Annotated in this window: 20 protein-coding genes; 15 read left to right on the top strand and 5 right to left on the bottom strand. The window is 30.7% G+C overall.

Annotated features, from left to right (window positions below; all coding sequences use genetic code 11):
• Positions 1–66 precede the first annotated feature (66 nt).
• Entirely contained in the window at positions 67–2,436 is a 2,370-nt protein-coding gene (locus ACW9UN_RS02875; RefSeq protein ID WP_459483717.1) for a GumC family protein, read from the top strand.
• Positions 2,437–2,516: 80 nt separating this feature from the next.
• Here the strand turns inward: ACW9UN_RS02875 and ACW9UN_RS02870 are convergent, their stop codons facing one another.
• Positions 2,517–4,160, bottom strand: coding sequence for an acyl-CoA carboxylase subunit beta (locus ACW9UN_RS02870; protein WP_459483715.1), 1,644 nt, complete (start codon positions 4,158–4,160; stop codon positions 2,517–2,519).
• Between the two features lie 75 nt (positions 4,161–4,235).
• Complete coding sequence (locus tag ACW9UN_RS02865; protein WP_459483713.1) at positions 4,236–8,663, bottom strand: T9SS type B sorting domain-containing protein; 4,428 nt, start codon at positions 8,661–8,663, stop codon at positions 4,236–4,238.
• A gap of 216 nt (positions 8,664–8,879) precedes the next feature.
• Between ACW9UN_RS02865 and ACW9UN_RS02860 the strand changes: the two genes are divergently transcribed.
• From ACW9UN_RS02860 to ACW9UN_RS02810, 11 genes are all read left to right on the top strand, one after another.
• The gene (locus ACW9UN_RS02860; RefSeq protein WP_459483712.1) at positions 8,880–10,220 is read left to right on the top strand and encodes a microtubule-binding protein; all 1,341 of its coding nucleotides are present in this window, start codon (positions 8,880–8,882) and stop codon (positions 10,218–10,220) included.
• A 73-nt stretch (positions 10,221–10,293) separates the two neighbouring features.
• Positions 10,294–10,539, top strand: coding sequence for a ribbon-helix-helix domain-containing protein (locus ACW9UN_RS02855; protein ID WP_459483710.1), 246 nt, complete (start codon positions 10,294–10,296; stop codon positions 10,537–10,539).
• Entirely contained in the window at positions 10,536–10,868 is a 333-nt protein-coding gene (locus ACW9UN_RS02850) for a type II toxin-antitoxin system PemK/MazF family toxin (protein ID WP_459483709.1), read from the top strand. The genes ACW9UN_RS02855 and ACW9UN_RS02850 overlap by 4 nt, the downstream gene beginning before the upstream one ends.
• Before the next feature lie 3 nt (positions 10,869–10,871).
• On the top strand, positions 10,872–11,909 hold the full coding sequence (locus ACW9UN_RS02845; protein ID WP_459483707.1) for a hypothetical protein: 1,038 nt from the start codon (positions 10,872–10,874) through the stop codon (positions 11,907–11,909).
• Positions 11,910–12,012: 103 nt separating this feature from the next.
• The gene (locus ACW9UN_RS02840) at positions 12,013–13,974 is read left to right on the top strand and encodes an AAA family ATPase (RefSeq protein WP_459483705.1); all 1,962 of its coding nucleotides are present in this window, start codon (positions 12,013–12,015) and stop codon (positions 13,972–13,974) included.
• Positions 13,964–14,554: an NUDIX domain-containing protein gene (locus tag ACW9UN_RS02835; protein WP_459483703.1), complete on the top strand. Its 591-nt coding sequence runs from the start codon at positions 13,964–13,966 to the stop codon at positions 14,552–14,554. Before ACW9UN_RS02840 ends, ACW9UN_RS02835 begins: the two co-directional genes overlap by 11 nt.
• Positions 14,551–15,003 (top strand): RDD family protein, encoded by a 453-nt coding sequence (locus ACW9UN_RS02830; RefSeq protein WP_459483701.1) that lies wholly within the window; start codon positions 14,551–14,553, stop codon positions 15,001–15,003. The genes ACW9UN_RS02835 and ACW9UN_RS02830 overlap by 4 nt, the downstream gene beginning before the upstream one ends.
• A gap of 52 nt (positions 15,004–15,055) precedes the next feature.
• The gene (locus tag ACW9UN_RS02825) at positions 15,056–16,291 is read left to right on the top strand and encodes a DUF6638 family protein (protein WP_459483700.1); all 1,236 of its coding nucleotides are present in this window, start codon (positions 15,056–15,058) and stop codon (positions 16,289–16,291) included.
• Between the two features lie 124 nt (positions 16,292–16,415).
• Positions 16,416–16,769 carry a four helix bundle protein gene (locus ACW9UN_RS02820; RefSeq protein ID WP_459483698.1) on the top strand — a complete coding sequence of 118 codons (354 nt, stop codon included), beginning with the start codon at positions 16,416–16,418 and terminating at the stop codon, positions 16,767–16,769.
• Positions 16,770–16,907: 138 nt separating this feature from the next.
• The gene (locus tag ACW9UN_RS02815; protein ID WP_459483697.1) at positions 16,908–17,432 is read left to right on the top strand and encodes a hypothetical protein; all 525 of its coding nucleotides are present in this window, start codon (positions 16,908–16,910) and stop codon (positions 17,430–17,432) included.
• A gap of 80 nt (positions 17,433–17,512) precedes the next feature.
• Complete coding sequence (locus ACW9UN_RS02810) at positions 17,513–19,198, top strand: hypothetical protein (protein ID WP_459483696.1); 1,686 nt, start codon at positions 17,513–17,515, stop codon at positions 19,196–19,198.
• Between the two features lie 34 nt (positions 19,199–19,232).
• Here ACW9UN_RS02810 and ACW9UN_RS02805 read toward each other — a convergent pair whose 3' ends face one another.
• The 3 genes from ACW9UN_RS02805 to ACW9UN_RS02795 form a co-directional block, all read right to left on the bottom strand.
• Positions 19,233–19,751, bottom strand: a complete 519-nt coding sequence (locus ACW9UN_RS02805) for a superoxide dismutase family protein (RefSeq protein WP_459483694.1) — start codon at positions 19,749–19,751, stop codon at positions 19,233–19,235.
• Positions 19,752–19,777: 26 nt separating this feature from the next.
• A complete protein-coding gene (locus tag ACW9UN_RS02800; RefSeq protein WP_459483693.1) occupies positions 19,778–20,566 on the bottom strand; it encodes an MBL fold metallo-hydrolase in 789 nt (262 codons plus the stop codon).
• A gap of 183 nt (positions 20,567–20,749) precedes the next feature.
• Entirely contained in the window at positions 20,750–23,446 is a 2,697-nt protein-coding gene (locus tag ACW9UN_RS02795) for a phosphoenolpyruvate carboxylase (protein WP_459483691.1), read from the bottom strand.
• Positions 23,447–23,595: 149 nt separating this feature from the next.
• On the opposite strand from ACW9UN_RS02795, the gene ACW9UN_RS02790 reads away from it, so the two are divergent.
• From ACW9UN_RS02790 to ACW9UN_RS02780, 3 genes are read left to right on the top strand one after another with little or no spacing between them, the layout of a single operon-like run.
• On the top strand, positions 23,596–24,519 hold the full coding sequence (locus tag ACW9UN_RS02790) for a polyprenyl-phosphate transporter (RefSeq protein ID WP_459483689.1): 924 nt from the start codon (positions 23,596–23,598) through the stop codon (positions 24,517–24,519).
• The gene (locus ACW9UN_RS02785; RefSeq protein ID WP_459483688.1) at positions 24,520–25,530 is read left to right on the top strand and encodes a DUF368 domain-containing protein; all 1,011 of its coding nucleotides are present in this window, start codon (positions 24,520–24,522) and stop codon (positions 25,528–25,530) included.
• A complete protein-coding gene (locus tag ACW9UN_RS02780; RefSeq protein ID WP_459483687.1) occupies positions 25,508–26,263 on the top strand; it encodes a shikimate dehydrogenase family protein in 756 nt (251 codons plus the stop codon). Before ACW9UN_RS02785 ends, ACW9UN_RS02780 begins: the two co-directional genes overlap by 23 nt.
• Positions 26,264–26,339: the final 76 nt, after the last annotated feature.

Genomic DNA, 26,339 nt, shown 5'->3' with positions numbered 1-26,339 from the left:
AAATTCTCTCTAGCTTCGTAAATTAAATTAAAGCACCTTGTGTTTTTCCCCAACAAAAAAAATAGTATGAAAAAATTTCAAGAATATGATCAATTTGAATTTCTAGAAGATATTGATGATATTAATCTAAGAGAAGAAATTGAAAAGTATTTAAATTATTGGGGTTGGTTTTTAATAGGTTTATGTGTTGCTTTTACTGCAGCTTTCTTCTATTTAAAATATACCCCTAAACAATATAGTGCTTCAGCTTACATTATGATAAAAGACAATTTGAAATCAGGTATTTCAGATGAGTTTAAAGCGGTTTCAGATTTGGGTATTGTTGGTAATAGTTCTACCAATAACCCAGAGAATGAAATTTTTATTATAAAATCTAGGAAGATTGTTGGTAAAATGGTAGACTCTCTAGACCTAAATATTAGTTATTTTAAAGATGGTGATATTAGTAATGGAGAAGCTTATGTAAACAGTGGTATAAAACTAAATTTTATTCAAAAAGATGAAAATGCTTTGCACCATGCTATAGATACTATGTTTGTTGTTAGTTTTTTAAAAGATAATAAGTTTGTTTTAAAAAACATAGAAGGTGATACCATACAATCTTCTAGAATCAATGAAATTATAAAAAGTAAGAAGTTAGGTGATTTTAAAGTTCAAACTACCAAAACAAATCTAGAGAACAACATTTTGGTAGTAATAAAACCTCGTAAAAGTGTAATAAGCTCTTATGCATCTAGAATTAAAATTACACCTATAAGCGATTTTTCTAGTATATTACATTTAGAGGTGGTAGATTACAATAAATCTAAGGCAGAAGATATTTTAGATGAATTGATTAAGCAGTATAATTTAGATGCTGTAATTGATAAAAATATTGTTTCTAAAAAAACAATTGCATTTTTAGATGCTAGACTAAAAAAACTTGGAAAAAGCTTAGGGGTAATTCAAGACAGTTTAAAAACCTACAAAATAGAATTTGGTATTTCTGGTAACCCTATAGAAAATGAAATAGCTCTAGAAACCAATTCAGATAATAGCCGAAAAAAGAATCAATTACTTACAGAACTCACCATAATAAATTGGGCAGAAGAAGAAATTAAAAATCTACTCATTAAGAACGATATAATACCTACAAATCTTGGTTTTTCCGACGAAAGTATTTCTCAAGGCATAGATAAAATAAATACATTACTTCTCGAAAGAAAAAAGATATTGAGATTTTCTGGTAAAAAAAATCCTAGAGTAATTACCTTAAATAATCAAATACAAGATTTACAACAAAACTTATTATCAAGTTTAAGAAATTTAAAAAAATCTACAGAAATTCGAATAAAAGAAACCAATGCTGAGTTAAAAAAACTTCAGGATAAAGTAGATAAAATACCCAATATAGAAAGAGGTATTATCGATACATACAGGCAAAAACTAATCTACTCCGAGTTGTACTCCTATTTGTTAAAGAAAAAAGAAGAAACTGCAATTTCTTTGGCAATTACAGTACCTAATGCCAAGGTAATAGATGTAGCTTTTAGTTCTGGAAGCCCAGTATCACCTGGAAAAAAGAAAATTTACATGATTGCTTTTGGTCTAGGAATCTTTATTCCGTTTATGCTGATTTTTATAAAAATGAGATTAGATACCAAGCTGCATAATAGAAAAGATATCGAAGATAATTTAGATATTCCGTATTTAGGAGACATTCCTCATACAGAGTTTACTGAAAAGGTTATTGTAAAAGAAGAAACTAGAACAAGTTCGGCAGAAGCATTTAGATTATTAAGAACAAATTTAAATTTTATGCTAGCAAAATCTAGCAAAGATATTTTAGCTAAGGTGGTATTTATAACTTCTACAACTAGTGGAGAGGGTAAATCTTTTGTTTCATTAAATTTAGCCGCAACTTTAGCGTTAACCAACAAAAAAGTATTGTTAATTGGTTTAGATTTAAGGGCACCAAAAATTACAGACTATCTAGAAATTGAAGATCGTAAAGGAGTTACCAATTATATTTTAGATGATAAGTTAGATTTAGACGAAATTAAATTTACTATGCCAGGTATACCAAATGTAGATTTTATTTCTTCTGGTTTAATACCTCCTAACCCATCAGAATTATTACTAAACCCAAGAGTAGAAGAGCTTATTAATACGGTTAAAAAAGATTATGATTATGTTATTGCAGATACAGCGCCTGTAAGTTTGGTTACAGATACGTTATTAATTGCAGAAATGGCTGATGTTGTGTTATATGTAACAAGAGCAAATTATATTGATAAGCGAATGTTAATAGTACCAAAAACACTTTATAAAGAAAAGAAATTGCCTAACATGGCAATTGTGTTAAATGATACCAATACAAATAGAGGTTATGGTTATGGGTATGGCTATGTAGAGCAAGATAAAAAACCGCTTTATAAAAGAATTTTAGGCATCTAAAAATACAATACTAAAAAAACATAAAAGCGCTCCATTTCATAAGTGCTTTTATGTTTTTTACAGATTATAAATTTTCTACTCTAAACTTGTAATACACCCATATTAAAAGGTTTTTCAATAGGAGCGTGGTTTGCAGCCTCAATACCCATGGAAATCCAAGTTCTAGTATCTAATGGATTGATTACAGCATCCGTCCAAATTCTGGCAGCTGCATAATAAGGTGATATCTGTTTGTCGTACCTCGATTTTATTTTGTCAAAAAGTTCAGCTTCTTTTTCTGGAGTAATTTTTTCTCCTTTCTTTTTTAGTGAAGCTGTTTCTATCTGTAATAAAACTTTTGCGGCAGAATTACCGCTCATAACAGCCAATTCTGCACTTGGCCAAGCTACAATTAACCTAGGGTCGTAAGCTTTACCACACATTGCATAATTACCCGCACCATAAGAATTACCAATTACGACAGTAAATTTAGGAACAACAGAATTACTCACTGCATTAACCATTTTTGCACCATCTTTAATTATGCCTCCATGTTCAGATTTAGAGCCTACCATAAAACCGGTAACGTCTTGTAAAAAAACCAAAGGTATTTTTTTCTGGTTGCAATTGGCTATAAAACGAGTTGCTTTATCAGCAGAATCATTATAAATCACACCTCCAAATTGCATTTCTGTGGGTTTGGTTTTTGATGCTGTAGTTTTTACCAACTTTCGTTGGTTGGCAACAATACCAACTGCCCAACCATCAATTCTGGCATAACCTGTTAAAATGGTTTGCCCATAGCCTTCTTTGTATTGTTCAAATTCAGAATTATCCACCAAACGTTTAATGATTTCTAACATATCATATTGTGCGTTTCTTTCTTTTGGTAAAATTCCGAAAATATCATCTTCATTTTCTTTTGGAGGAAATGAAGCAGATTTGCTAAAACCAGCTTTATTATAATCACCAATTTTATCCACAATAAATTTTATTTTATCTAAAGCATCTTTATCGTCTTTGGCTTTGTAATCTGTAACTCCAGATATTTCGCAATGCGTTGTTGCGCCTCCTAAAGTTTCATTATCTATACTTTCGCCAATTGCAGCTTTTACCAAATAACTCCCAGCTAAAAATATACTGGCAGTTTTGTCTACAATTAAGGCTTCATCGCTCATAATTGGTAAGTATGCACCACCTGCTACACAACTACCCATCACTGCAGATATTTGTGTGATTCCTAAACTAGACATTATCGCATTGTTTCTAAAAATACGTCCAAAATGTTCTTTGTCTGGAAAAATTTCATCTTGCATTGGTAAGTAAACTCCAGCAGAATCTACCAAATAAATAATCGGAATTTTATTTTCTATGGATATTTCTTGGGCGCGTAAATTCTTTTTTCCTGTTATCGGAAACCAAGCTCCTGCTTTTACAGTAGCATCATTGGCAACTACAATACATTGTTTGCCTTTAATATAACCGATTTTTACAACAACGCCTCCAGAAGGACAACCTCCATGTGCTGCATACATATCTTCTCCTGCAAAAGCACCAATTTCAATTGATGTTGCATCAGCATCTAATAAGTAATCAATACGTTCTCGAGCAGTCATTTTGCCCTTTTCATGAACTTTATCGATTCTTTTTTGACCTCCTCCTAATTTTACTTTGGCAAAACGTCTTTTTAAATCTGATACTAATAGTTTATTGTAATCTTCGTTTTTGTTGAAGTTGATATCCATAGAAATATGATTTCTTAAGTTTAGGCTAAATTAAGAAATAATACTGTGAAACTTTTTATAAAATTCTGTGGATTCTTAGTCTCTCAACAACGAAAAATTTCCTTTTTTGTTGATGATAGGTTTATTGGAGTTTTCAGGTGGAATAAGTGTGATGTTAAACCAATAATCATCAGCAGGAAGGAGATTTCCTTGATAAATTCCATTCCAACCTTGGCTGTCTATAGGTACTTGTGCTACTAATTTCCCATATCTATTAAAAATATTGATGCTAGAATTTGGGTAAAAGGTTTTATTAACTCCTTTTACAATCCAAGTATCGTTACTTCCATCACCATTTGGCGTAAAGAATTTTGGAAATTGGATTACAGAAACCTCTAAAGTGGTATCAGGTGCACATCCGTTTTTATCGTTTACAATAATGGTGTAAATACCCCCTGTTAAATTCTCGAAAAGTGGTTCGTCTTGAAAACCAATCATGGGTATTCTTTCATTATCATCTTGATTAAAAACAGCAAATTGATAATCTCCAGGCCCTAAATCGTTATTAATAGTATCAATAAAAATGGAAATAAAATCTTGACTACCAATATTGTTTGATTCATCTATAATGGTGATAAAACTTTGTGCTAAAGTGGCAGTATTCGATTCCTTAATTTCAATAGTTTCTGTTCTTTCACAAAGCGTTCCATTGGTTGTGGTTGCAGTAACCGTATATTTTCCAGGAACAGTAATATCAATATGATCAATAGAAGCAGTATTAATCGGGTTTCCATTGGGAGCTTTCCATTGATAAGCATATACATCTCTTGGGTTTTCTATAGCAATATTTAGAGGCAAATCATTTAAACAAAGAATTTGAGGAGAGGTTACTTCAAAATTTGGTAAAGGATTTACAATTACTTCCAAAGAAGCATCGTCATTAATACAAAGGGTTTGCCTGTTTTGAATACGAACAAAAAAGCGTTCAGTAGGATTTGTGTTTTCGTAAGGAGAAGCTACAGCATTATCACCAGAAGAAGCATCTGCTTGAGATTTGTGAAAGGTAACTATAAAATCATTAGGGCTTTGAGAATTGCCCAAAATTTCAGGGATTTTACTGTCTAAATCTATATTTTGAATGATGCCATTTGAGTCATCACCATCAAGCGCATCATCACAATAAGCTAGATTAGTAGGTACAACAAAAGTAGGTTCAGGGTTTACAATAACATCAAAATTAGAAATACTGTTTACACATCCTGTTTCTGTATTTTCTATTCTGATGTAAATGGTTTCTCTATTGGGTGTTTGGTTAGAATAAGGAGAAACCAAAGGATTATTGCCATTTTGAGCATCAGCAAAAGAACGATGGTAAGTAACAGCAAGAGTATTTGTGTTTTGATTTCCTAAAATACCAGCAGTTTGAGCAGCTAAATCAATAGACTGAGAAAAACCATTTCTGGCAGAACCATCAGTATTATCATCACAAACCTCTAAATCATTTACAAAATTGGCAATGGGTACAGGATTAACTATTAAATTAAACGAAGTATGATCTGTAAAACAGCCAGTTGCATTGTTGGTAACACGCACAAAAATGGTTTGCAAATCGCGAGTTGTATTCGTGTAAGGAGATTCTAAAGGTAAAGTGCCAGTATTCGCATTAGCAGCAGAATCGTGATAAGTAACTGTAAAATCATCAGGATTTTGCCCATTCAAAATGGCGAAGGTTTGAGACTCTAAATTGAAATTTTGAACAATTCCGTTAGTATTGTCACCATCAATTACATCATCACACAATTCCAAATCAGCAACTTCAGCAGCAGTAGGAACAGCATTTATTTGCAAGTAAAATTGGCCTAAACCTTGGCAATCATTGTTGATGGTACTTAATATTTTATAATAAATAGGAAATTGAATTCCGTTAGAAATATTAGTAACATCGTTTTTAGTAATATCATTTCTAAAATTGGTAATATCAATTTGATTCAAAGAGTTGTTTCTATCACTTTCATTTTCATAGAAGAAAACTTCGGTATTCATTGGTGGGTTGATGCTGTTGATAATAGCATCTCTATCCAAAGAAAAATTAGTGATATTGTCAGTGTCCGAATTTGCATCAGTATCATTGCCCTGAGCGTCTAAAAAATCGTCACAAACGGGTGGTTGTGTGGTGTTGAAAGCATTGTCTGGAGTTTGACCAATATTTATTTTAACTTCTACAATATCTCTTGTACAGCCATTTTCAGTAGTAACTCTTACAAAAATAGATTGGGTTGTGTTTACTTGAACAGGGTACGAAGTTGGATTAATGATTTGGTTATTAGCAGCAGCATCTTCGAAATAAGTAAAAACTGCGTTTGGAGTTTCTGAAATACTAAATTCGGCTAAAGTTAAATTTACAGTTGGGTTTGTGTTACCTTCGGCAATACATTGTTCTAAAATTGGGTTGGTTTTTAATACCGGTAAAGGGTCTACAATTAATTCTAAAGTTGTATTAGCATCATAACAATCTGTATTGTCTTTATTTTCTATCCTTATAAAAACAATTTGCGAATTGGTAACTTTATGGTTTGAGTTTTTATCAATTAAGGTGTTGATATCATTATTTTCTGCACCAAGTTGCGTAGTATGATAAGTGATGTTATACTGAGATGCATTTAAATTTCCATAAATTTCATCATCTTTAGTGCTTAAAATAAAATTATTGATAATACCATCTGTATCACTTCCACTTTCGGTATTATCACAAATTCTATAGGGAGATGGGGCAACAGGAATAGGTAAATCATTCACTTCTAGAATAAAATCGGTGAGGGCAAAACAAGCATTAGATGCATTTTTATTTTGTACTCTCGCATAAATTATTTGAGAACTAAACTCATTGGGGTTAGTATATGGGGTTGATACTGCGTTATTACCCATATTAGCATCAGTACTATTAGTGAAATATAAAACTTCAAATATGTTAGGATCTAACCCGTTTAAAATTTCATCATTTTTTAATTCTTGCAGGTTAAATTGGTTAAAACCATCTCTATCTGTATCACAGAAAAAGATATCTGTTGGTTTTGTAGCGCTTGCAGCTTCATAAACTTGAATACTAAATTTAGCATTTAATTCAGTGATAATTCCGCATTCATTGGTTAAGGTAATTTTCAATAAATATAAACCTGAATCATCTAAGTCTAAATTGGTTAAAGTTAAAGTTTCAGAAGGTGGCAGAGGTGTGGTATCAGTTCCGTTAATAAAACTCCATTCGTATTGAATATTATCACCTTTAACAGGTTCAGGTATAATTGTTTTAAAATCTCCAACACAATATTGTAAGTTTTTATCGTTGATAACTTCATTTGTATCGGAATCTTTAACCTCTATGGGTAAGAAAAAAGACTGTATAAATGGTGGTAAACCTTCGGTGCTTATGCCTTGACCCAAATCTACCCCATTTTCATTAAAATTAACTTGATTGGCATCTCTTTCTGGAGCATTGATAACACCTAAAAAATTGGTACGACTTCTGGCATAATAAATTTTACCATTAGTTGCTAATTGTAAGGCTCCTCTGTAACCCGTATTTGTTTGATATATCGTTTGGCGGCTGCTTGTAATATCATTAATATCATCAGTAATATTATCATTATTAGCATCTAAATTGTATTGAACAATACTTGCATCGCTTGCCGGATTTCTATCACCTTGAAAATTAAATTGGCTAAAAGTACCATAACTAATATACAATTTTTTACTATCTCTAGAAAACTCTACTCCATAGGCAAGAGGAGAAAAATCGAAACTTCTTTCATTTGTTATATTTCCACTACTATTATCAAAATCATACATAAAACAACCTCCATTTTGAGATGCGCTAACCAATTTCTTACCATTAGGCGATAATTTTAAATATCCTCTAAGACCAGAATAAAAACTATGATTTGATATCACAGGGTTACCATCGACTCCATCTTTGGTTATTTTGTATGCATAAAAACTACTAAGGTCTGATGTTATCACCCAGAAAGTATTGCATTCGTTACCAATTACAGAAGTAATTTTTTCTCTAGCATTACTAGAGCCATTCAAAAAGTTATTTTTTGAAGTAATAGCTCCTAAATTATTGTTTAGTTGCATGTCAACCTCAGAATATGCAACTCCGTTTCCACCACCATTATTGGTTTGATTTCCCACAGTAAAAATGTAATATTTTTTATCGTCTAAAGGTTTAGGTATAATAATCGCTGATTGTGTGCTTGAAGAATTACCTAATAAATTAGTACCATTTTGCATAACAGTATTATTTCGGTCAAATACTGTTGTTCCATCAGTATAAAATTGTAAAACACCATTTGAGTTAGATATTGAGGCAGAACCTTCATCAGTTTGTAGTACTCCATTTATGCTTTCTGGCCTATTAGAGTTAAATTTTAATCCTGCATTTTCACCAAAAAACCAAAAATTAGCTTCTTGTTGAGAAAATATAGGTAAAGAAAAAATGAGTAAGAAAAGTGTAAAGAATTTATTCATCAATGAAATTTATTTTCAAAAAGTACCAAAGATATTTAAAAAGATGCACAACTCTTTTTTTTTAACATTGATAAAAATTATAAATTCAATGAAAATATCAAATACTTGTAACAAATTGTGATAATAACAGACATATTATGTGAGTAATATTTCATTTCTTAAAAAAAATAACGAAATTGCTTATCTAAAAATTGTTCAACTAAAAAAATAATACAAATGGCAGAAGATTTTGATTTATTAGAAACAAATTCTAATGAAAAAACAGAAAAAGTAGAGGTAAATTGGGGTAAAGCTGTAGATTCAATGAAATCGAAACTGGCCCAAGAAGATGATCCTCAGCAACGTCAAAAGATTCTGAACGCTACTTTAGATGACGTTATACATATGGCAGAAAAAGACAGAACTACGCTTTTAGATGCTATTAAAGATTTAACAGACTATCAAGACGAAGTAGGTATTATGTTCGAAAATTTTTCGTCATTGAATGAAAAAGAGCAAAAAATAATAGATGATGCCCAAAAAGAGTTAGAACGTGCAAAAATTGAGTTAGAAAACGCAAAAAATAAACCAGATAATTGGTGGAACAACCTTTGGGGGCGTAAATCTAAAATCAAAAAAGAAGAAGAAGAGTACGCAGAGGCCGAAAAAGTTAGAGCAGGTGCTGATACTAAAGCAAAAGCAATGTTTCAAGAGCGTATAGAAAGTGCAGATGTTGAAACACTTTTAAGAGAACTATCATATAAATCTCAAGCCGCTGTTACACGTCTAAAAAATAGAGAAGTAGAAATAAAAGAAGTAGAAGAAAAGCTAAAAATAGCTATTGTTGAAGCTTCTAAGAATCACACAAAAGCTTTAGAGAAGAAAAAGGAAATTGAAGATCAATTAGAAGTGCAGTATGCTTTACTAAAACAATCTCGACAAGAATTAGATGAAATAGCCGATAAACAATCTACAGCGTATTCTGAGGCTATTGGCAAAATGACTTCAATTGAACAAAAGGTAGAAGAGTTAGAAGGCTTAAAAAATGCCTACACAACTTTAGCAGCCAGTAAAGATAGTTTTGTACACAAACATAATTTAACCATTAAAGTATTAACCTCTTTACGCTCTAATTTACAAACACATAGGGCAAAATTAAAGTCAGATACTGAAGAAAGGTTGAAATATTATGATGGTTATATAGTGGCTTTAAAAGCAAGAACAGATCAAGAATTTGCAGCAATTTTAGAGCATTTAGGTGTTAAAACTGATGAACATATTGGGGCTACTTTAGCATCAATGCATTCTGCAAGTGCTAGAGCACGTCAAGAAATGATGGATAATATTCCTGTCCATGAAAAAGTAATGAAAGGGGTGTATGGTACGTATGCAGAAGCATTGCATGAAATTCGCGAAAAGGATGAAGATATTCAGAAAAACTTTGCAGACAGATATGGAATTGATATGAAAGAGATTTTTGAAGACTATTATAAAGCAGATAAAGAAATATCAACAGTTGAAGAAACATCTTCAGATCAACCAAAAAAGGAAATTTCTAATGATGATATGCTTTCTTAGGTGAAGTTTGTAAATAAATTTTATATTTATGTTTTATAAATATTTTTCATATTTGTAAAAAACAATATTAATTATGGCAACATTCACATCATCTTTACCAGATCAGCTTTTAGAAAGATTGTCTAACCTTGCAAAAGAGTTAAAGCTTCCAAAAAATAGACTTATGGAAAAGGCTTTAGAACTATATTTAGAGCAACTAGAAAAAGCGAGCTACATAAAATCATATAAGCAGGCTGCCTCAGATGATGATATTTTAATGCTTGCAGAAGAAGGTTTACAAGATTATTTTAATCAAGTAAATGCTATAGAAGCCAAATGAAACAAGGAGAAATTTGGGAGCTATATTTAAATCCAACAAAGGGTAGTGAACAAATTGGACGAAGACCAGCAGTAATAATAAGTGGCAATTTGTTAAATACGTATTTACAGGTTGTTATTGTTTGTCCGTTAACAACTAGTATTAAAAATTATAAAGGAAACCTTATTATAGAGCCTAATGAAACAAACGGACTTGAAAAAAAATCTGAGGTATTAACTTTTCACGTTCGTTCTGTTTCCAAATCAAAATTAGATAAAAAACTAGGAAAAATTCCACAGAAAGATGTTGAGGTAATTAAAAAGACTTTAAATGATATTCTTAAATTTTAAAAAATGATTCCAACTCCTCTAGATTCTGCTGTTTTAAACTCTAAAGAGCAATACATTTTTTACCATAAAATGGTAGATTTTGTATTGAAAGAGTTAATTGTGAGCATTCAACAAGAAAAATTATGCTCTCAACAAGAGTTGATTTTTTTTAAACAATATTCAGATTTGTTATTATACTCTATTGATGCAATGCGTATTAAATATATGTATGATGAAGAGGATAATATGAAAATTGATTTAACTGATTCTGGTTTCCCTAATTATTTGGAATTTCGTTTTTTATATAACGATTTAGAATTACGCAAAAATTATATTTATGATTTGGTGGATACTGATACCTTAAAGTCTCAGTTTTTAGATACACTTTTACGTAAAAAACAACCAATCAAAAATCGAGATTTATTTAAAGCATCATCCATTATTTATTACACTTCTGTTGACAAAAATTTAATATTTAATCGTTTTGTGCAAGGTAAAATTTTAGAAGGCCCCGAAAATGCTAATTATGAATACATAACTAGTTGGAGTTTTTATGATGTTAGCAACAATAGACCTTTTGTATGTTTTATGTATTTTGATTATGATAAAAAAGATGCTATTGCAGATAAAGAGAATATTTATCAGGTTTTAAAAGAAAGCGCAGATAGAGAAATGCCTTTAGATACTATGGCGTATAACATTGATAGAAAACTCAAAGATATTCAACCAAAACATATTAAAAGAATAGATTTAGGACCTTTGCATAATGTGTTTGCAAAAGATGAAAATCAAATAACACATACTATCTTAAAAGCGATAGCCGAAAAAACAGTGTCTTTAGATTCGTATGCTTTGTCACTAAAAATTGATGAAGTTTTTTCTGGAGATACCTTTACAGAAGGTGGTTTTTTTACCAAACAAACCATGCAAAAATGGAGTGAGGTTGTTAAAAAGAACTATTTATTTGCTCCTCATAGAATCATTCAATTGCTATACAATCAAAATCCTAGAGCATTAGATGGCCTTGAAAAAGAACCAATATTGATGAGTAATATTAAGTAGAAAAATAATAGCCTAAAGAGATTTAAAATCTTTTAGACTAAGAAAAAAGAATAACTAACTAAACTTTCCCCTTTGGGGAAATGTCTGAAAGACAAAGGGGCCAATGCAACACAACTCAACTTTTCCAATTAAACAAAATGAATTAGACGTACTTCGAGATGAAGCTACAGATTACATAAAATCCGTGCAATGGGAACAAGGGAATAAAGCAAAAAGCCGTGAAAAAGATGCACAAGAAGATTCAATCTTACTGTATTTATCTAGAGCTAACAATGGAAGCAATATTGAAGTAACTTCAGTTTCTAAAACAATTTTAGCTTTAAAAAAACGATTGTTGCCAGATTCAATTGCAATTCCTGTGCATTTGAATCAAACCTTGTTTGCAGTTCAAGAAGGATTAACTTTAGGAATTTGGATCAAAGATTCCTATTACGATTCATCAGGGTTATCCTCTTTAAACGAAAGAAAAACAGCATTAAGTTCATCAAGAAAAAGAGAATTTGAAAGTAAATTACAAACCGCAACCGCATTTCAGTTATTTGCAACGTCCTATAAAATTTTGCACGATTTAAAGCCATTTGCAAGTGATGATTTATCTGTAATGAAACAAAAATTTGCAGGTATTCCAGAAGTATCCTTTTTAACACCTTTAAAAGGAATTGCATGTGCATTGTTTTATTATGATAAATATTTAGATCACCCAGAAATCATTAAAAGCGATAAAGATGTAGTTGATTTTACTGTGGTGTATTTTGAAGCTTTAATTGATGAAATTCAATTGCGTAAAAGCAGTTTAGAATACACAGAAACCATTTTAGATAGAACGTATAAATTAGAAAATGCTGATTTCTCTGTGTCAGGTTGGGAAAACGTTTTTGCTGGAACTGCCAAAAGTGTTGAGTTTAACAAAATTAAATTTGAACAAATTGTTGGGAATAAAGATGCAAAGCATTTTGCACGTAGATTAACAGAAAGAATGTTAAGTTACGATTTTGAGGCTCAGAAAAATCCATTTCAAGAATTGGGTGGTTTTATGCCCGTTTTTATGGGCTATGGAATTCCAGGAACAGGAAAATCGATGTTAATTGCAGCTATTGCAACACGTTTAAAAGAACATTGTGATCATTTAGATATTCCGTTTTTATTTCACCCAATGCCAGATACATTGATTTCTACTTTTCAAGGTGGAAGTGCAGAAAAAATGGTAGAATGGATGAAACCCATGCAAGATCCTACAAAACTTATTTTTGCACCTATTGATGATGCAGAAAATAATTTACAAGAAAGAACTGCACAAGGAGTTTCTGCAGGAGTAAAAGAAGTAATTGGTGTTTTCTTGCGTTATACAGAAGGCGCGTATGCCGTAAATTATGGAAATTCCTCTATTGGATTATTTACCAATTTGCCAGAAATGTTAGACAAAGCTGTAATTTCTAGAGTGCAAGGACGATTTAAAATTGATGGAGCAAGAACCATAAATGATTTTGTAGATCAAGATTATATTTGGTGGAAAAAGTTCGAAAATACAATGCCCGATTTTGTGAATATGCAAAATCCTACAAATTATGACTTTTTAAGAGATCAAGGACTGGCAAAAAATATGGGAGATATTTTAAGCACAGTAGAAAAACCATCAGAACGCAGCGTTTTAGAAGCTTATGCCAAAGCAGAGCATCAACATAAAACCAATGAGCATTTATTTTTTGCAAGTTTGTATAAAGAAATTCAGCAGATATTTCCATTCTTTTCTTCAAGAGATGTACGTAATATCCAATCTGCAATTTCATTACGTTTAACAGATTTTGATTTGGAAGAAGATTGGTTTGAAAATCCAGAAATTTATTTCAAAAAAAATTATGAAACGAAATTCAATATGTTGCAGGAATTGATGAAAGCAAATATGAAAGGCCTCGATTTTGCTGAAATTAGAAGGCAAGAAGTGGTACGTTATTTAGATAATGTAGCAACAATAGCAGATACCGATTTTAATCGCAAAGTTGATGCAAGGGTAAATCAATTACATATTGATGTAGAAGCAAGAAAAAAAATTGAAAATGGAAATTAAAAAGAAAATCAATAACGTTACTACAAAAGTGATTTCGAACTTTTGGGCAAAATTAGAACAAGTCAGTTTCGATTTTACCTTTAAAAACGGAAAAACAGAACGCTTAACACATGAAGTTTATGGAAAAAATGATGGAGTTGGAGTTTTACTGTATAATCCATCAACCAAAAACGTAGTGCTTTCCAAACAATTTCGAACACCAATGTATGTTGCAGGGGTAACAAATGGTTTTTGTATTGAAGTGGTGGGTGGTGCAATTGATAAAAATGAAACACCAGAAGAAACAGCAATTCGTGAAACCAAAGAAGAAGTTGGGTATTACATCAAAAATTTGAAAAAGGTTGCCAAAGTATTTTTATCTCCAGGATTAATGTGGGAGCAGGTACATATTTATGTTGCAGAATATTCAGATGAAGATAAAGTTGAAAAGGGTGAAGGTTTGATAGAAGAAGGTGAAGAAATAGAAGTTTTAGAAACTTCTTTTGAAGATGCCTTACAAATGATAAAAAATGAAGAAATTGTTGATGCAAGAACAATTATGTTATTGCAATATGTACAGATTAATAAATTGATGGAATGAGTTTATTAGAAGAATTTGATAATTATCAAACAAAATTTGAGAAAGCAAGTATTGGCAGAAGAATAGGAGCTTCTTTGATAGATTGCATTATATACTATTTTATTTGTGTTGCACTCGCTTTATTTCTTGATAATTCTTCAGATAGTATTTTTAGCTTTCACTTAGAAGGTTTTTCAGCTTTGGTTGCATTTTTAATTGGTTTTATTTTGTGGCCAATTAGTGAAGGTGTCTGGAGACAAACAATAGGTAAAAGATTATTGGATATTAGAGTGGTCTCTAAGAACAACTCAGATGTAAATATAGGACAAGCCTTCATTAGATTTATTCTAGGGTTTATTGATTGTTCATTTATGAGTGGAATTATTGTTGCTGCTATAAATAAAGATAATCAAAGAATTGGAGATTTGGCAGCTGGAACATTAGTCATAAAAAGTAAATACAAAGAATAAAAAATCAAAAGCGTAAAAGTCCTTTCCTCTAGAAAGGATTTAGGATAGGAAAATGAATAAACTAAAAAAAGCCAATTTATACAGAAGCGAATTAATTCCAGTAAACGGAAAATTAGTAGAGCGTTACAACAGATGTTTGGTAAAATTAGGTTTTACAGAAACCAAACTGACTTCTTTCTCTATTGATGGAATAGGTTGGAGTCCAGAAATAGCCGAAGAAAAAAACGAAGTATTTTACTTAAATAATGGCGAAGCAAATCCGCACGCAATAATAATTACACCTTTGCAAAAAGGGCTGCCAATTTACAATCCTTTCCATTCTTTTGATGCAGAATTGATGAAATTAGTATTCAGAACACATCAAAAGAAAATTCAAGATATTACCAGAGATTCAGCAATTTGTGTTGATTTTGATCAAAATATCGATGTGTTTTATGAACCTTTAGATGTATTGAAATACAAAGAAGTTGCTGTCAATTTTCATCTAATTGATGATTTACATAAAGCAAGACAAGAACAGTTAAATTTGATTGAAATCTTTAAAAAAGATAACAATTTTATCGATGAAGATATTCATCAACAGCTATTAGCATCCGCAAAAAAATATGGCGATTTAAGAAACAGAAATATCAATTTAGATTCTGTAATTTACACCTCAGATTCTTTTTATACCAAGGCATTTGGCGGTATTTATGTATTGCGTAACTTTATAAAACCTATCTTAGTTTTCCAAGATGATGATGCGTATAGAGAAGCTATAAATGATACTACTTATGATGTGTTGATGTTTCATATTTCGCAACCAGAACTCATAGAAAAACTAAGAGATTATATTGTAATTGAATGCGATTTAAAGAAAGAAGTTATTACAAAACGCTATGAGCGTATTAAGAAATTCATTTTTGGAGAAGCTTTAAAAGAAAGCAAACATCCTGTAAATGAAATTTTAGAAGATAAAGTGTTATTTAAGAGTTATTTGAATAAACTCGACATTAAAAACCGTAAAAAAGTGATGTGTGTAGAGCGTTATTTAGAAAAAAAATCGATAAATAATAACATTATCATTAAAGATGTTGTAGATCAAGAATTTTATTTTGCTTTGCACAAACCACACTCATCTTTAAGACCAAATCATCAAGATTTAATTTGGAAATTGCTTATAAACATTGCCCCAAAAGACGTATTGTTTTGGTATTGGTATGATAAGGAAGATTTTTATGAGAACTTTAAACACTGGGAAGAAACCAAGAAAGACTGGGTAATTGAAACAATTAAAGCTGGCTTTTAGGGTTGAAGAAGGTCGAATTAAGTTGGGAGTTGAAAGTTGGGAGTTAGAAGAAAGAAGTTGGAAGAGGGAAGTTGGAAGAAAGAAGTTTAAAGTGAAAATTGTATATTTATAAAAAGAAAAAGAAATGAGTTTTAAATTTGAAAATTTAATCATTTGGCAAAAATCGATGGATTTAGGTGAAGAAATGAATTTGTTAGCTAGAAGTTTTCCAAAGGATGAAGTATATAACCTATCATCACAACTAAAAAGAGCATCAGATTCAATTGCATTAAATATTTCAGAGGGTTCAATTTTGCAATCGAATGCAGAGTATAGAAAGTTTTTAGGCTATTCAATTCGTTCATTAGCAGAAGTTGTAACTTGTTTACATAAAGCAAATAGAAGAAAATATTTACCAAACACAAATTTTGAAAAACATTATAAAGATTGTTACAATTTAATGAATATGACAATCGCATACAGAAATAAAATAAAATAAAAATTAGTAGGAAGCTAGAAGTATGAAGTTTGAAGATTTTTAAAGTCTGTTGATAAACTTCCAACTCCAAACTCCAAACAAAAAACATATGAGTAAGCAACTTCCCACTTCAAATTTCCCACTTCAAACTTATCAACTATGACACTAGAACTTATCATATTTATAACATCTATTTTGTTGGGCGCAGTTGTTTTTTGGAGAGAATCTCAAGGCAATAAAGTATATCGTTTTTTTAATAAATTAATGAACTCTAAAGAATTGCAAATGGCAGAAACAGATACAAAAGGATTTGTGTATCAGCAATCTTTTTTATTAAGATTGGTGTTTATCACAGCCTTCTTTTTAATTGGTATTCTTGTAACACGATTTTTAATTCCAATTGATTTGGCAACTATCTCACTATTTGCTTCTATGATTTTTGGGACTTTAGTAGGAACCTATGTTGCAGGATTTGTATTTAAATCATCAGAAGTAATAGAAGACCAATCAGAATCTTTAGAAGATAAATTTCAAGATGTTATAGAAAAAGGAAAAGATTTTATAGAAGATTTACAGACAAAAGACACTAAAGAAATAGAACAGGTGGAGGTTGAAAAAGAAGTACCAAAAGAAAACCAAAAAAGTGCAAGAGAACGATTAAAGGATAAAGGGTTTTTAAAGTAAACAGTCTTCAGTTGGCAGTTTTCAGTAGCAGTCATCAGTAAAACAAAAATTCGTGAATTCGTGGTAAAATATTTATAGAAATGATAAAAAAATATTGGCAAAAGGGTAGTAAACAAAAAAGAAACTTAATCATTTTAGGTATCATCCTAATTGGCTTACTTTTCTTTTTAAGAGACGATTATCAACCTGCATTATTGTTTTTTAGAAAATTCATTTTTATCATTTTGTTGTGTTTTTCAGCATTGTTTTTTGGATTACGAAAATTCAGAAAATTAGCAAGTACAGGCAAACGAATTGGTGTACTAGGAATCTTAGCTGTTTTTTTTGGTTTGATTTATTACATAGGTTTCCATTCTAAAATGTACAGTTACATGCAGACCTATAATGTTTTTAACGATCTGAATAGAATAGAAATTGTTGAATTACCACTCACTCAAAACGAAAGAATTCAGCCTTTACGCAACATTTTTTCTATGGCAAATGAATCTGTTGGAGAAACCAAAGATGTGTCTCTACCTCATTTGGTAAGAGTAGATGACTATAATCAATGGACAATGGCAATTCAACCCACAGAAAAATATTATTGGCAAGGGTTAAAAGACGATACAGAAGAAGTTTTTTCAGTATCGAGTACAACACCATTTCCAAGGTTCTCATCAGAAAATAGAATTCCAGTCACCTTTTCTATTGGTGAATCTTTAAAATTTAGTAGAAATACGTACAATGCAGTTGTACAGCGTTTAAATCCTTGGATGTTATTAAATTATGAGCCAAGTGATACTTATTATATGAAAAACGATAAAGGTGCTTGGGTACAAGTGGTTAGTTTAATTAAATGGAAAGGATTCTTTTTTCCATATCCTACTTTTGGTGGAGTGATGGTTATAGAAAATGGAGCACATTCATGGTCCGATTATTTCGAAAGAATTGCCATTGGTAAAGGAACGTTTATCGCTCCAGATGAAATGAAGAATTACCAATATTTAACCAAACAAAACACGCTGTCAGAAAAAGTATCGCGATTACAAGCAGAAAGTTTAAAGTTTTTAGGCGGATTTTCAGACCCATTACCTTGGAATATGAAAACCGCTGTTAAGATTCCGCAATTACCTGACGATCAAAATCAGCAGCCTTATGTTACCGATTTCGATTTTTCGGATACCAAAACAGGTGCTTACAGTGGCTTGTATCATTGGTTTGGTTTAGAGCCCGTAGGTTCAGAAAGAACCAGTTTAACGTTTAGCGTTTTTATTCCTGCAGATGGCACAGATGCTGTATATTTTTACGATCACGCTTCTAAAAAAGAAGGTTATGCAGGGGTTTCTGCAATGCCTTTAAAGGTTATTGAATCTCGTAAAGAGTATGATTGGTCTGTAAATAAACCAGTAGAGTTTAGACCCTATATTAAAAAAATAGCAGGTAGAAAACGTATGTTTTTTTTAAGTACTATATCTGCAATTAAAAAAGAAAATGCTCAGTTTGACGGCGCTGCAACTCCAGATTTGGCTTTAATTGATGCTGAATATAGAGATGTTATTTGGATTGATGCCAAACACCCAAGCAAGTGGAATGAAGAAGTATATTTACAACTGAACGAAGCCTGGAGAGCCAGTGAAAATCAAAATATTTATTTCGAAAAAGAAAAAACTATTTTAGAGCAAAACCGACAAATATTAGATTCCATTCAGTTGCTATCAAATCAACAAAAGAAATTAGAAGAAATCAAACGACTTCAAAAACGTATCGATTCAATTAAAATGAATTAGGTACAAGCGTCAACCTATAAATAGTAGCTATAAATTATTTCAAAATAATTTCTCCACAAGCTACTCTTTTACCTGCTGCTCCAGAAGGTTGAGAAGTAAAATCGTCTGAACTTGCGTGCACAATAATTGCATGGTTAATGATGTTTTTGTTGTCATCTTCACAACTTATACACCAAAAATCGCTTTCTTTTTCTATAGTGGCATTTCCATTAGTATCAGCTATTAAATTTCCTATACCTCCACTGTGAAATTCGCCATGTTTCCATTTTCCGTGTTTATCTTCTGTAGGATTCCAGTGGCCACCAGCCGATGTTCCATCATCAGAAGAGCAGTCTCCTTTTTCATGAATATGAATGGCATGTTCACCAGGAGTTAATCCTTTTATTTTAGCTTTCATCATAACTTTTCCATCTTTTTCAGTAAAAGTAACTGTACCTGAAACACTACTTCCGCTTTTGGCTGTAATATTGGCAATAGCTTGTTTTTGGTTCGTTTCTGAGCATGATACTATAGCCATGCAACAAGAAAGTAGTAATATTTTAATTTTTTTCATGATAATGTTTTTTAATGGTGTTTGTATTATTTTTTCTTCGGATACCAATTCCACTGAATAACTTCGATGTTTTTGTCTTTTTCGTTTACTATTTCTTTAAATTTTGCAACATCGCTTAAACCTTCTGTGCCTCTGTAATGATAAGGATACACTTTGGTTGGTTTAAACGCCAAAACTGCATCAGCAGCGCTTTCTACAGTCATAGTATAAGGCAAGTTCATGCAAATAAAAGCTTTATCGATGTTTTTTAAATTTCGCATTTCTGGTATATCTTCAGTATCACCAGAAAAGTAAATGCGTTCATCAGCAATGGTTAAAATATATCCATTTCCTCTTCCTTTACTGTGGAATTTTAAAGCTTCTTCTCTTAAATTATACATGGGTATCGCTTCAACTTTAAAGTTTGTAAAGTTTTTGGTTTCATCATTATTTATGGTGATGATTTCTTTTACTTTTAATGCTGATAAATTATCGGCAACCGCTTTTGGAGCTATAATTGTGGTTGAATCTAAATCTAATTCTTTTAAGGTTTTCATATTCATATGATCTCCATGAATATCTGTAATTAAAACATAGTTTGCTTTTTTAAAAGCAGAAAAAGAAGTAGCACCAAGAGTTGGATCTAAATATATAGTTGTATTATCGAATTCAATTACAGCAGTTGCGTGACTTATAGGTGTAATTTTAGCTGATAAATCATCTTTAGAAACTTTAGCAATAGTATCAAAATCTTTTTTTTCTTTATTTTTTGTTTCTGTTTTACATGATGCCAATAGAACAAAAGCCATTATCATTGGTAGTATGTTTGTTTTCATAAAATTAATGTTAGTTTTCTCAAAGATAAGAATTAAGTAAGCGAAGTATTGTTAACGTTATTTTAAATCCTTTTTCTTAGAATGTTGATTTTTTATAATTTATAGCGAAAACTACTTTTAAAAAACAACAAAAGCATCATAAATATTTATGATGCTTTTGGATTTTATAGTTTTAAAAAAGGATCAACCAGTATGTTTTAATCCACTAGATAATGCATTAATAATACTTAATAATTTGGTTAATATTTGTTCTTTTTCTGCAGTATCTTCCATGGTTCTCCATTTTTTTAGATAACTAATATGCAGATCATGTAAAATATTTAATTTATCGTTTCTCCAGTAAAAATTATCATACTGTCCAATTCTTCTTTTAGATGCAGGTTCATTAAAAAGTTCTTCTATAAGTTGAAACGCATTATCGAAATCGTTCATAATCTTAGTCATAAAAGTATCTTTTTCAGCTGTATCATCATCTAAATCAGCATAAACTTTCATGATATCTCTTTGAGATAAGATTAAATTGGTTTCGGTTTGTATGATTAAAAACTTTAAAAAAGACCAATCATTAATATTTGATTTTAAGTTTTCGAAATCTTCAGGTTTTTCTGTTTTTAAAGATTTTAATGCACTACCTAATCCATACCAACCAGTAAGCGAAATTCTAGAAAGATTCCAACTAAAAACCCAAGGTATTGCTCTTAAATCTTCTAAAGATCTTGTACCTGTTCTTCTAGAAGGTCTAGAGCCAATTTTACTTTTTTCTAAAACATCTATACAGGTAGCTTTACCGTAAAAATTAATAAATCCAGGTGTTTCAATAAAATCTCTATAATGTTCATAAGATTTTTGAGATAAATACTCAATGACATCAAAAGGATATTTTTTATCCTTAGACTGGTATTTGCTTAAAATTGTTTGTTTAGCTACACCAGATGCCAAAGCATTTAAATTGTAAGTAGCAGTTACAGGATTCCCAAATAATTGTGAAATTGTTTCTCCCTGAACAGTAATTTTAATAGTACCATTAACAGTGTTTGCGGGCATACTTTCTAAAAAACGGTGGTATTTTCCACCACCTCTACTGATAGTACCTCCAGCACCATGAAAGAAATAAGCCTTAAAGTTATTTTTTGCAGCGGCTTTTGCAAGTTCTGTTTCAGCTTTGTACAAATTCCATTTGCTTGAAATTGTTCCACCATCTTTATTACTATCACTGTAACCCAACATTACTTCTTGTTCGTAATTAATTTTTGTGGCTCTTTCTTGTGATACAGGATGTTGTAAGTATTCTTCTAGTATTGCAGGTCCATTGTGTAAATCTTCAATAGTTTCAAAAAGAGGCACTACTTTTATAGGCGTGTTTAGAAGTTGTGTTTCTTTCATTAATAAATAGACAACTAATAAATCACTCAAGCTACGTGTCATACTAATAATAAACGACCCAATACCTTCAGAACCATATAAATTAATGTGATTTCTAACCACTCTATAGCAATCTAAAACATTGTCTGCTTCTTTACCATACGAAACAGAAATATCAGTTATTTGAGAGTTGTTTGCCAAACATTGGCTTAGATAAGCAACTCTTTTTTCTTCGCTCCAATTTTCGAAATCGTAATCTTTTTCTCCATTAGATTTTAATATTTGAGATATAGCTCTGTCATGGAATGCACTATTTTGTCTAATGTCTAATTTTGCTAGGTGAAAACCAAAACAATCCACAGCTCTTTGTAATGAAAAAAGTAAGCTTTCTGCCAAACCTTTCATTCCGTTTTCAACGAGAATATCTCTAAAGAAATTTAAATCATCTTGTAAATCTTTACTAGATTTATAATAGCTGTTAGAATCTGCTACTTTATTAGAAATTGTATTGTTTAACTTAACAACCAACAAATTAATATATTGTCTCCAAGGTTCATAAGGGTTTCTTTCAACAGCTTTTTTACCTGCAACTCCTAATGCATTTTTCTTTTTATCTATACTTTCTAAAAGTTGAAAAGGAATTGGATTAGTAACTGCAGAAACTGAAAATTTAATGGCAGCCTCCTTTAATTTCTCAAGAATTAAAGCCAATGCTTTTTTTCTGTGAATTTCAAGAGTTTCTTGGGTAATTGTAGGAGTAACAAAAGGGTGTCCATCTCTATCTCCACCAACCCAACTACCAAAGTTTATTTTTGGAAAAATATTTGGATTTTTTATTTTAGAAGGATCTAATCCCATTTCTACCCAAGAGTTTTGTAAATGAGCATCACTCTGTTGTAAAAGTTTTGGGAAAATTTTACTGAAATAATAAATCACATTAGCTCTTTCATCCTGAATTTGTGGTTTCTCTAAATATATTTCTCCAGTTCTCCACCAACGCTCTAAAAGACTAATAATTTCTTCTCTTGTGCTATTTTGTTCTAATTTGCTCATTGCTGTATTTTCTCTTTTTGCCAAGAGTAAATACAATTCTCTATGAATTTCGATAACAGTTACACGTTTGGCTTCTGTTGGATGTGCTGTTAAAACAGGAATAACACGAGTGTCTGCAATAGCTTTAATCATTTCGTCTTCTGAAACATTTTGATCTTTCCAAATTTTAAAAGCTTCGCCCCAACTACCTCTTATGCCATATATTTCTTTTTGATTTTCATTTTCTCTACGATATTGGGTTGCTGCGTTTTCTTCAACTAATGTCATTAATTGAAAATAAATGCTTAAAGATTGTACTACTTTATCATCAGATAGCTGCTCTTTGCCAAGAGAAGAGAAAGTATTACTTTTAATGAGTTCTACAACTTCATTTTCTTTAATTCTTAAAAGCATGTCAGTATAACAATCAATGATAAAATTTCTCTTATCCGTAATTTTTTTAAACTTGCTATTTGTTTGTGTCATTTTATTTTTGATTTAAATATAAGTTTCATGTTTAAAATTATATGACAAAAATAGAAGAGAAATATTTAGAATTAGATGATTTAAGTCATATAGCTAATTTTTTTTTAAAATTTTAGTTTACCTTCGTTTTTTTAAAAATCAAGCTTAAAATGAGTAGAACAATTAAAGACTATATTGTTGTAGGTTTAAAAGGGATGGCAATGGGTGCTGCAGATGTTGTGCCTGGTGTTTCTGGAGGTACAATTGCTTTTATATCAGGTATATATGAAGAGTTGTTAGGGTCTATTAGCAATGTTAAAATTGGTTTGTTTAAAACCTTAAAAAGCAAAGGTTTTAAAGAAGCTTGGAAAGAGTTAAATGGCAATTTTTTGTTGGCTCTTTTTATAGGAATTTTTATAAGCATTGTATCTTTAGCAAAACTGATTAAATATTTACTTGAAAATGAACCTATTTTATTATGGTCTTTCTTTTTTGGGTTGGTGTTAGCTAGTATAATATACATTGCGAAACAAATTTCAAAATGGAATTTAATTTCGGTTTTAGCTTTAATTATTGGTGCATTTTTAGCTTACTATATCACTACTTTAAATCCTTTAGTTTCTGAAAATTCATCATCTTTATATATCTTTTTTGCAGGTGCAATTGCTATTTGCGCCATGATTTTACCGGGTATTTCAGGATCTTTTATTTTGGTTTTATTAGGGGCTTATAAACCTGTTTTAGATGCTGTAAACGATCGTGATTTTAAAACAATTTTGGTATTTATGATTGGTGCCATTATTGGTTTATTATCTTTTTCTAAAGTATTAAAATGGTTATTTGCAAATTATAAAAACTACACTTTAGCTGCATTAACAGGGTTTATTATAGGCTCTTTAAATAAAATTTGGCCTTGGAAAGAAACCTTAACTTGGCGTACAAATTCACATGGAGATAAAGTTCCTTTTAATCAACAAAGTATATCTCCTTTTTCTTTTGATGGTGATGCACAATTAACTTTTGCTATTATTTTGGCAATTATTGGTTTTTCTTTAATTTTATTGATGGAAAGATTAGCAGTAAAAAAGCAATAAATGCAGCAAGAAAGAACTTTTGCAAAAAAAATAATGTTGTTTATTAAAGGTTTAGCAATGGGGGCTGCTAATAAAGTACCAGGTGTTTCTGGAGGTACAGTTTCTTTTGTTTTAGGCTTTTATGAAGAGATGATCTATTCGTTTCAAAAAATAAACTTCACCGCTTTTAAATTACTGTTTTCGGGTAAATTTAAAACCTTTTTCAAGTATGTAAATGCGCAATTTATGTTGCTTGTTATGGGAGGAAGTATTTTTAGCTACTTTAGTGTTTCGCTAATTTTAGACTACTTTTTAGAACATTATGAGCTATATGTATGGAGTTGGTTTTTTGGTATGATTATAGGTTCTGTTTTTTACATTGGTAAAGGGTTTGAAGATTGGAATAGGAAGAGTGTTATCTATATTATATTTGGAGTTACTTTAGGTATAGGAATAAGTTTTTTAACACCAGCCAAAGAAAATGATAATCTTTGGTTTGTTTTTCTTTGTGGTATTATTGGAGTTTCTGGAATGACATTACCAGGACTTTCTGGCTCATTTATTTTAATTTTACTAGGCAATTATGTGCTTCTTTTGGTAGATTCTGTAAACGTTTTGTTCAGTATTATAACCAATGTGTTAACAGGAAATTTTCAAGTGTTTTCTGATCCAGTAAAAATGAAATATTTAAAAATTATATCTGTTTTTACAGCAGGTTCTACTTTTGGTTTGGTGTCTATATCTCATGTTTTAGGGTACGTTTTAAAGCGTTGGCGTAACATTGTAAATGCCATTATTATTGGTTTTATAACAGGCTCTTTAGGTATTGTTTGGCCTTGGAAAAAAAAGGTTTATGTAACTGATGGTGAGTCTTTTTTATTAGATATAGATGGGCATAAAATTATAAAAAATTATGAACGCTTTGTACCAGATGCACTAACTACTGAAACAGTGGTTGCAGTGCTCTTTATTTTTATGGGAATTGGTTTAATTTTAGGTATAGATTATTATGAAAGAAAAAGAGGAAAATAAATTATTTGGGTTATTGGGTAAAAATATTTCATACTCTTTTTCTAGAGGATATTTTTCAGAAAAATTCAAAAACTTAGCGCTAAAAGATCATAAATATGTCAACTTTGATCTAGAACAAATTCAAGATTTTCCTTCGGTGATAGAAGAAAATAAACATTTAAAAGGAATGAACGTTACCATACCTTATAAAGAAGCTGTAATACCGTTTTTAGATACGTTAAACAAAACAGCTGAAGAAATAGGCGCAGTAAATACTATAAAAATTACCCCAAAAGGCAATCTTAAAGGATATAATACAGATGTATTTGGTTTTGAAAACTCAATGGGGCCCTTGTTACAAAAACATCATAAATACGCTTTAATTTTAGGAACAGGAGGAGCATCCAAAGCCATTGCTTATGCATTAAAAAAGAATAATATAAAGTTTAAGTTTGTTTCTAGAAATCCTAAAGGAAATAAAGAAATTTCTTATGATAGTTTAACAAAAGAAAAGATTCAAAAATATACAATTATCATTAATGCAACACCCTTAGGTACTTCACCAGATATAGAAAAGTGTCCAAACATTCCTTATCAACACATTACAACTAAACATATACTCTACGATTTAATCTACAACCCTGCACTTACCACTTTTTTATCAAAAGGTAAAGATAAAGGAGCAACCGTTAAAAACGGTTTAGAAATGTTACAACTACAAGCAGAAGAATCTTGGAGAATTTGGAAAGATTAATCAATTATCAATTTTACTTATAAATTTATCTTGGAATTACTATTAGTAGTCACTATTTTTGATGAGAATATAGTAT

Source organism: Polaribacter litoreus (genome assembly GCF_054584775.1).
Note: the sequence above shows the minus strand (reverse complement) of the source record. Positions and strands in the feature narration are given on the sequence as shown.